At 65.2% G+C, this 7,157-nt stretch carries 7 protein-coding genes; 3 read left to right on the top strand and 4 right to left on the bottom strand.

The genetic code is table 11. The annotated features are described in order from the left end of the window. The 3 genes from EN969_RS10385 to EN969_RS10375 form a co-directional block, all read left to right on the top strand. Positions 1-477 (top strand): hypothetical protein (locus tag EN969_RS10385; RefSeq protein WP_127419109.1); only part of this gene is annotated, 477 nt, incomplete at its 5' end. Next, a complete protein-coding gene (locus EN969_RS10380; protein WP_063168643.1) occupies positions 474-1,103 on the top strand; it encodes a hypothetical protein in 630 nt (209 codons plus the stop codon). The genes EN969_RS10385 and EN969_RS10380, both read left to right, overlap by 4 nt. Continuing rightward, a complete protein-coding gene (locus tag EN969_RS10375) occupies positions 1,100-1,669 on the top strand; it encodes a hypothetical protein (protein WP_013530578.1) in 570 nt (189 codons plus the stop codon). The genes EN969_RS10380 and EN969_RS10375 overlap by 4 nt, the downstream gene beginning before the upstream one ends. Positions 1,670-1,696: 27 nt before the next feature. Here the strand turns inward: EN969_RS10375 and EN969_RS10370 are convergent, their stop codons facing one another. From EN969_RS10370 to EN969_RS10350, 4 genes are all read right to left on the bottom strand, one after another. After that, positions 1,697-2,986: a hypothetical protein gene (locus EN969_RS10370; RefSeq protein ID WP_063168644.1), complete on the bottom strand. Its 1,290-nt coding sequence runs from the start codon at positions 2,984-2,986 to the stop codon at positions 1,697-1,699. 110 nt (positions 2,987-3,096) lie between these two features. Beyond that, entirely contained in the window at positions 3,097-4,113 is a 1,017-nt protein-coding gene (locus EN969_RS10365) for an ABC transporter permease (RefSeq protein ID WP_013530576.1), read from the bottom strand. Next, complete coding sequence (locus EN969_RS10360; protein ID WP_063168645.1) at positions 4,110-5,678, bottom strand: sugar ABC transporter ATP-binding protein; 1,569 nt, start codon at positions 5,676-5,678, stop codon at positions 4,110-4,112. The genes EN969_RS10365 and EN969_RS10360 overlap by 4 nt, the downstream gene beginning before the upstream one ends. A gap of 247 nt (positions 5,679-5,925) precedes the next feature. Further along, positions 5,926-6,873, bottom strand: coding sequence for a substrate-binding domain-containing protein (locus EN969_RS10350; protein WP_127419108.1), 948 nt, complete (start codon positions 6,871-6,873; stop codon positions 5,926-5,928). Positions 6,874-7,157 lie beyond the last annotated feature (284 nt).

The following is a 7,157-nucleotide window of genomic DNA, read 5'->3' as shown; positions in this document are numbered from 1 at the left end:
CCCGCCCCCGCCCCGCCGCAATTGCCGCCCGATGCCGCCATCGATGCCGGGCGCTGGCGGGTCCAGCCCGCGCGCGCCTATGTCAGCCGCGCCAAACTCTATGGCGTGGCGCTGAAACCAGGCCAGAAGGCGCTGGTGTTGGAGGCCGATCTGACCAATCGCACGGCGCAATCCGACAAGGCTTATTTCAACGTCTTCAAGCCGGACGGGATCGACCTGCCCGATTCCACGCCGATGATCGCGCTGGCCCGCGATTCGACGCTGACGCCGGAACTGCATCCCGGCATGACCGAACGCATGGCCTATGTCTGGCCGCTTGCCGGTAACGCCGCCGTGCCGGCAAATCTCAGCTTCGGCGTCACCGCCGAGATCTTCAAGCCGCGCGACAATCTTTACGGCACGCCGGGCTGGTTCAATTCCTATCGGCTCGGCACCGTCACCATGCCGGTCGCCGACCTGCCCGAGAGCGGCTCATGAGGATCCGCGCCATCGGCAATCTCCTGATCGTCGCCGCCACCGTGGTGCTCAGCTACGGCATGCAGGTGTCGAAGCCGCATTATGCCGAACTCACCGCGCCGATCCCCATTGATGGCGCCATGCACGACACGGTGCGGGCGCGCAGCTTCGATGTCCGCCTCGACAGAATGGTCTTTGCGCGCACGCTGAAGACCAACCAGTTCGGCCAGGAAAGGCTGCTGACCACCAGCGGACTGTGGGCGGTGGCAGCGACCAATCTCACCGCCACCAGCACCTCCACCACGGTCGCCGACGGCACCTGGCAAGGCCCGACCGGCCTGCGCTACCGCCAGACGGAGCGGCTCAGCTATCGCCAGGATATGCCGCCACATGCCGTCGATCCAGGGCTGGAGAGAAGCGGCCTGTTCGTCTTCGAGTTGCCGGCCGACCAGATCCGAGGCGCCAGCCTGCTTATCGCCGCACGTCAGTTCGGCCCGCTCGACGCCCAGGCTCGCATCAGCCTCGATGCCGTTCCGACCGGTGCCGATGGTCAACCGGCGGATGTCTTGCCGCTATACGATCTCGACGCTCCTGCACCGCCGCAGGGCCAGACACGGCAGGGCCAGACACGGCAGGGCAAGACATGAGCGCGGTTTCAACCGACATCGACCCAGCCGGCGGTGGCGAGAAAAAATGGCGACGGCGCGGTCTTGCCGCGCTCGCTATCCTGCTGCCGCTGACGCTGGCCGAAACCAGCTATGAGAGCATCCGTGAATGGCTGCATGGCGAGGACCTCATCGCCAGGGATGTCGAGTTTGGCCAAGGCGCGCCGTTCGGCGGCAGCGAATGGCGGCTGGCCGATTTGCGCGGCGGCAAGGCCGGCCGCTTGCCCGAGCATGCCTTGGCCGTCATCGCCACCTTCGCCGTCACGGTCGGCGATCCCGATCTGCAAAAGCAGTGGCTGGGCTGCAAGGTGATGCTGACCGACGCCGCCGGCCGCCGCTGGCTGCCCGACTTCATCTCCGGCGTCAGCCTGCCGGACGGCGTGATGAACTGCACCTCGGCGATCTTCTCCGGCGCCAAAAAGGGCGAAATCATCAGCGTCGGCGAGACCTTCATCGTGCCCGAGGATGCCATCGAGACCATCCGCCCAGCCATTGGCCTGGGCAGCGAGCGCCCCTGGTTCCTGCGTTTTCAGCGGCCGCCGAAGTGACAGCATCCTTCTCCCCGTAAAGAAAGCTCATTTCCCCGCCCGCTTCGCCATCGAAAACGCCGTCTCCAGCACGGCGGCGAGAAAGCATATGCGCAGCGGCTCGATCAGGATGCCGGTGGAGGAATCCTGGAACGGGCTGCCGAAGAGCAGCGTCACGGCATGCGAAAAAATCTGCCAGATATCGAGCTCGTGTGGACCGATCAGCCGCGTCGCGCCGAGCCACAGCCAGGCCGCGCCCCAGTCGAGCAACCGGTAGCCGACCACCAGCGTGCACAACAGCACCAGGCTGGCGCTGACCGTCAGCCGCACGCCGTTGGCGATCGGCAGATAGCGCGAGCGGTAGCCGGCGATGAAATGCTCGACGAAATCGCGCAGGAATTTCGGCAGGCCGGCATAGCGCCGGCCGGCACGCTCCAGCCGGCCATGCACGCGCATCAGGGCAGCATCGTCGCGCACATCATAGCCGTAGATCAGCGCCGCCATCACCAGCCAGATCAGCGGCAGGAGCATGAAGAAGAACAGGTTGATCGCAGCCGTCGACGGCGCGATCGAGGAGATCTCGACCGGCACCATGGGTGCGGCCGAGGCCATCGGCACCGGGTTTGCCAGCCCGTCCACCGATGCCTGCAGGGCCGACCAGAAATTGCGGCTCATCAGCCATTGCAGGGCCGAATCCTTCCATCGGCTGATCACGTAGAGACCGACGAAGATCCAGTTGGTCTCGCAGATCACCACCACGATCTGCCAGAACGACTCCGCACCTGTCTTAGCCTGCATGAATTTGGCCAGCCGGCGGATCAGCCAGGACACCGCCACGGAGACCAGCAGCCAGCGCGAGTCGAGCACGTCGAGCACATCAGCGCTCTGGCCGAAATCGGCCTGGTCGAGTGTTTCGCGCGAATACTGCCGCACGACGTCGCCCAGAAATCCCCAGGCGGCATAATAGGCGAAGAACGGCAGAAGCGCGATGGTGATCATCCGCACCAGCCGCGAGCCGCGCCGGTCAGCCTCGGCACCCGGCTTCGTTTGCGTCTCGGTGGTTGCGGCCTTGTCGGCGCCGCGCTGCGCGGCCACCACATGCGGCAGGCCGGGGCGCAGCACGTGGAACATTGCCACCGTCACCACCAGCTGCGCCAGCGCCACCAGCGTCAGCATCGCCAACCCGGCGAAGTGATTGGCCAGCGCCACCTTCGCCGCCAGCAGCATGAGGAGATCGCCGACCATCACGCCGGCCAGCACGAGTGCCATGAGCTGCGGCCAGAACCGCCGCAGCAGCGAAAAACCTAGGGTGATCGGTCTGATGATATCGGCAAACATGAGGTTCTCTCACGATGCCACCCGCCAAAACCTTTCTAGCAAAGCATGATTGTTTTGCAAGGAATGGGGCTCCCCTTCTCCAACAGAGGGAGAAGGGAGAACCGTCCCCCTCACCTTCTTACCCTCGACTTCAGCCACCGATCAAACGCCACCGCCAGGATCAGGATGAGCCCGATGACGATGCTTTGCGTGTAGGACGAGACGTTGTTGAACTGCAGCCCGTTCTGCAGCACGCCGATCAGCGCCGCGCCCACCACCGTGCCGCCGACCGAGCCGATGCCGCCGAACAGCGAGGTGCCGCCGATGACGACGGCCGAAATGACGGTCAGTTCGTAGCCGATGCCCGCCACCGCTTCCGAGGAGTTCAGCCTGGCCGACAGCACGAAGGCCGCGAGCCCGGCGAAGAAGCCGACAATGACGTAGACCGAGACCAGGATGCGGTCGACGCGCAGGCCCGACAGCCGCGCTGCTTCCGCATTACCGCCGACGGCATAGACGGCGCGGCCATAGCGCGTGTAGCGCAGCACGATGTGGCACAGGATGGCGGCCGCCGCGAAGATCAGCGCCGGCACCGGCACCGGGCCGATCAGCCCGGTACCGAACCAGCGCATCGAGGCGTCGAAGCCCGAGATCGGGCCGCCATTGGAGATGGTCAGTGTCAGCCCGCGAAACACCGTCAGCCCGCCCAGCGTGACGACGAAGGGCGGCACTTTCAGCCGGGTGATGACAAGCCCCTGCACGCCGCCGGCAGCGGCTCCGACGATGATGGCGGCCAGCAGCGCGGCGAACCAGCCGAACCCTTGCGTGCCGCTCGTCGACAGCGACAGCGTGTTGGCCGTGCCGCCCTTGGCGACCACGGCGGCGACCATGCCGCAGAAGGCGAGCAGCGAGCCGACCGACAGGTCGATGCCGGCGGTAAGGATGACGAAGGTCATGCCGAGCGCGATCAGCCCGGTGATCGAGATCTGCCTTGTGATGTTGAACAGGTTGATCGGGTCCATGAAGCTCGGCTTCAGCACCGTGAAGACGATGATCAGCGCCACCAGGAACAGCAGCGGCCCGAAGCTCATCAAAAGCCGCGCGAAGTTGATGCCGCCGCGCTGATCCTGCTCCCCCGCCACGCTCATAGTGTCTCCTTGCGGTCGAGTGCCATCAGTTCCATCAGTCTTTCCTCGTTTGCTTCGACGCCCGGCATCTGGCCGGTGATGCGTCCGCGGCGCATGGTGACGATGCGGTCCGAAACCGCCAGCACCTCGGGCAGTTCGGACGAGATCATCATCACCGCAATGCCGCGCGCCGCAAGCTGCACCAGGATCTGGTGCACCTCGGTCTTGGCGCCGACATCGACGCCGCGCGTCGGCTCGTCGACGATCAGCACTTTCGGATCGCGCGCGAGCCAGCGCGCCAGGATCACCTTTTGCTGGTTGCCGCCCGACAGGCCCTCGATCGCCTGCTCGGCCGAAGCCATGCGGATCGACAGCATCTTTCGAAACCCGGACAGCGCATCGCGCTCGCGCCGCTCGGCCATGAAGCCGAAACCGTTGCTGAAGCTGCCCAGCGAAGCGATGGAGAAATTCGGCAGGATGCCCAGCGCGGCAAAGATCGCCTGGTGCTTGCGGTCCTCCGGCACCAGGCCGATGCCGAGGGCAATGGCGTCCGCGGGTGATGACGGGGCGATCGGCTTGCCGTCGAGCGTGATGGTGCCGGCCGCGATGCGGTCGGCGCCGAAGATAGCGCGCGCCAGTTCGGTGCGGCCTGAGCCGACAAGCCCGGCAACGCCGAGGATTTCACCGGCCTTGAGGTCTATGTCGACGCCGTCGAGCACGATGGCGTGCGGCGCCTCGGGGTCGCGCACAGTGCGCAGGCCGCGCACCGACAGCACGACATCGCCGGCCACCGCGCGTTGCGCCGGCCGGGCGTAGAGCTCGGACGCCGCGCGGCCGACCATCTTCTCGATGATTTTGGGCAGCGCGATCGGCCCGCCTTCACGGTTAAGGTGGCCGGCAAGCCTGCCGTCGCGCAGCACCGTCATGCGATCGCATATGGCGGACGCTTCCTCCAGCCGGTGGGTGACGAACATAATGGCGACCCTGTCCTTGCGCAGCCGGTCCATGATCGACAGCAGCCGCTGCACCTCGGTCTCGGTCAGCGCCGAGGTCGGCTCATCCATGATGATCAGCCGGCTTTCCAGCGACAGCGCCCGAGCAATCTCGACCAGTTGCTGCTCGGCCACGGACAATGCCGAGACCGGCGTCATCGGGTCTATGGAGAGACCGACGCGGGCGATGATCGTGCGGGAATCTTCCTCCATCTTGCGCCAACTCACCAGCCCGAGCGGGCCGATCGGCGCGCGGCCGATGAAAATGTTCTCCGCCACGGTCAGCGTCGGGATCAGGCTCAGTTCCTGATAGATGGTGACGATGCCAAGCCGCTTGGCATCCTGCGGGCTGGAGGGATGATAATCGGCACCGTCGAAAGTGATGCGGCCGCCCGATGGCGGCATCACACCCGACAGGATTTTCAAGAGCGTCGATTTGCCGGCGCCGTTTTCGCCCAGCAGGCCGAGGATCTCGCCGGGGCGGATATCGAGCGAGACATCGCTGAGCGCCGTCACGCCGGCGAAATGCTTGGTGATGCCTTCGACGGCAAGCAGGATGGGTTCGGGCGAGGCGGCTTCAGCGGCTGGCGGCAAGGGTGGCTCCTTCCATGCAGTTGATGTCGCCTGTCAGCGCTTGAACGCCCCCCTCTGTCCTGCCGGACATCTCCCCCTCAAGGGGGGAGATTGGCTGTGTCACCGGCGACACCTTTTCTTTCAACATTTGGGAACTGGCGAAAGCAGGAGGAACAGTCGATCTCCCCCTTGAGGGGGAGATGTCCGGCAGGACAGAGGGGGGCGCTGTCCCGCCGGCTTTGCCAATCGGCCGATCCCCGCCAAACCCCTACTTCGTCTCGCCAATCCGCTCTGCCTTGTCGAGATTGTCCTTGCCGATGACGATTGGCGTCAGCAGCACCAGCTTCTCCTTCGGCTCGGTCTTGTCCTTGGCAAAGGCCACCGCGATGCGCACCGCAGTGCGCGACTGCTCGCCGGGGAATTGCTCGACGGTGCCCGCAAGCTTGCCGTCGCGCACGGCGACCAGCGCTTCGGGCAGTGCATCGAAGCCGTAGATCTTGACGTCGGTGAAGTTGCGCGCGGCACAAGCCTCCATGGCGCCCAGCGCCATGTCGTCATTGGCGCAGACGATGGCGTCGGGTTTGCCGTTGGCGGCAAGGCCAGCCTCGGTCACCGACAGCGCCTCGGCGCGGGCGAAGTTGGCGGTCTGCTCGAAGACGATCTGATACTTGTCCTTCAGAGGATCGAGCACATTGTGCACGCCCTTGTTGCGGTCGATCGCCGGGCCGGCGCCGGGCTGGCCCTGCAGATGGAACAGCTTGGCACCGTTGGGAAACGCCGCCACCACGGCGTTGGCTTCCGCCTCGCCGCCCTTCACATTGTCGGCGCCGACATGGGCGAGGATGCCCTCGACGCCGTCTACGCGGCGGTCGATCGTCACCACGGGAACGCCGGCCTTGACCGCTTCCTCGATGGCCGGCGCCAGCGCGTTGACGTCGAGCGGCGAGATGACGATGGCGTTGGCCTTCTGCACCAGGGCGGCCTCGATGTCGGCGGTCTGCTTGGTGGCCGAGTTCTGGCCGTCGCTTTCGGTCAGATTGACGCCTTGCGTGGCGGCTTCCGCCTTGATCTCGTTCAGCATGTGCACGAAGAACGGAAAGCCGAGACTGGGCACCGAGCCAAGGATAGTGAGCTTGTCCTGCGCAAACACAGAAGGCGCGGCAACCATCATGGCGCCGAAAGCCGCGGACGACAGCAGGAATTCACGTCTGTTCATGGGATCCTCCTCCACAAGAACGCACGACCCGAAAACCGGGATCGGTTTCAGGAAGGATCATGCGTCGGTTCAAAGTGTGGAGCATCCTCCCTGCGCCCGAAAACGCATGCCGCTCCAGCTGGCCGCCGCTGTAAAAAGAGCCTCCCACCGACGCCTGCGCAGGGATGCTAACCCAGGGCCAACCATTTGTGCAACATCGATATAACAGCGGTGCCAGGCAAATTATCGGAATTGTCGGATTTTGGATTTCCGGCGTGGGGGCCGCTTTGTCGGAAGACCTCCAA

The sequence above is a fragment of the Mesorhizobium sp. M7A.F.Ca.CA.003.01.2.1 genome (genome assembly GCF_003998945.1).
In the GTDB taxonomy this organism is placed as follows: domain Bacteria; phylum Pseudomonadota; class Alphaproteobacteria; order Rhizobiales; family Rhizobiaceae; genus Mesorhizobium; species Mesorhizobium ciceri.
The sequence above is the reverse complement of the archived record's forward strand: the minus strand, read 5'-3'. Positions and strand labels throughout refer to the sequence as shown.

Coding starts and splice junctions, on each gene's coding strand:
- EN969_RS10380 (WP_063168643.1), top strand. CDS start 474: ATGAGGATCCGCGCCATCGGCAATCTCCTGATCGTCGCCGCCACCGTG.
- EN969_RS10375 (WP_013530578.1), top strand. CDS start 1,100: ATGAGCGCGGTTTCAACCGACATCGACCCAGCCGGCGGTGGCGAGAAA.
- EN969_RS10370 (WP_063168644.1), bottom strand. CDS start 2,986: ATGTTTGCCGATATCATCAGACCGATCACCCTAGGTTTTTCGCTGCTG.
- EN969_RS10365 (WP_013530576.1), bottom strand. CDS start 4,113: ATGAGCGTGGCGGGGGAGCAGGATCAGCGCGGCGGCATCAACTTCGCG.
- EN969_RS10350 (WP_127419108.1), bottom strand. CDS start 6,873: ATGAACAGACGTGAATTCCTGCTGTCGTCCGCGGCTTTCGGCGCCATG.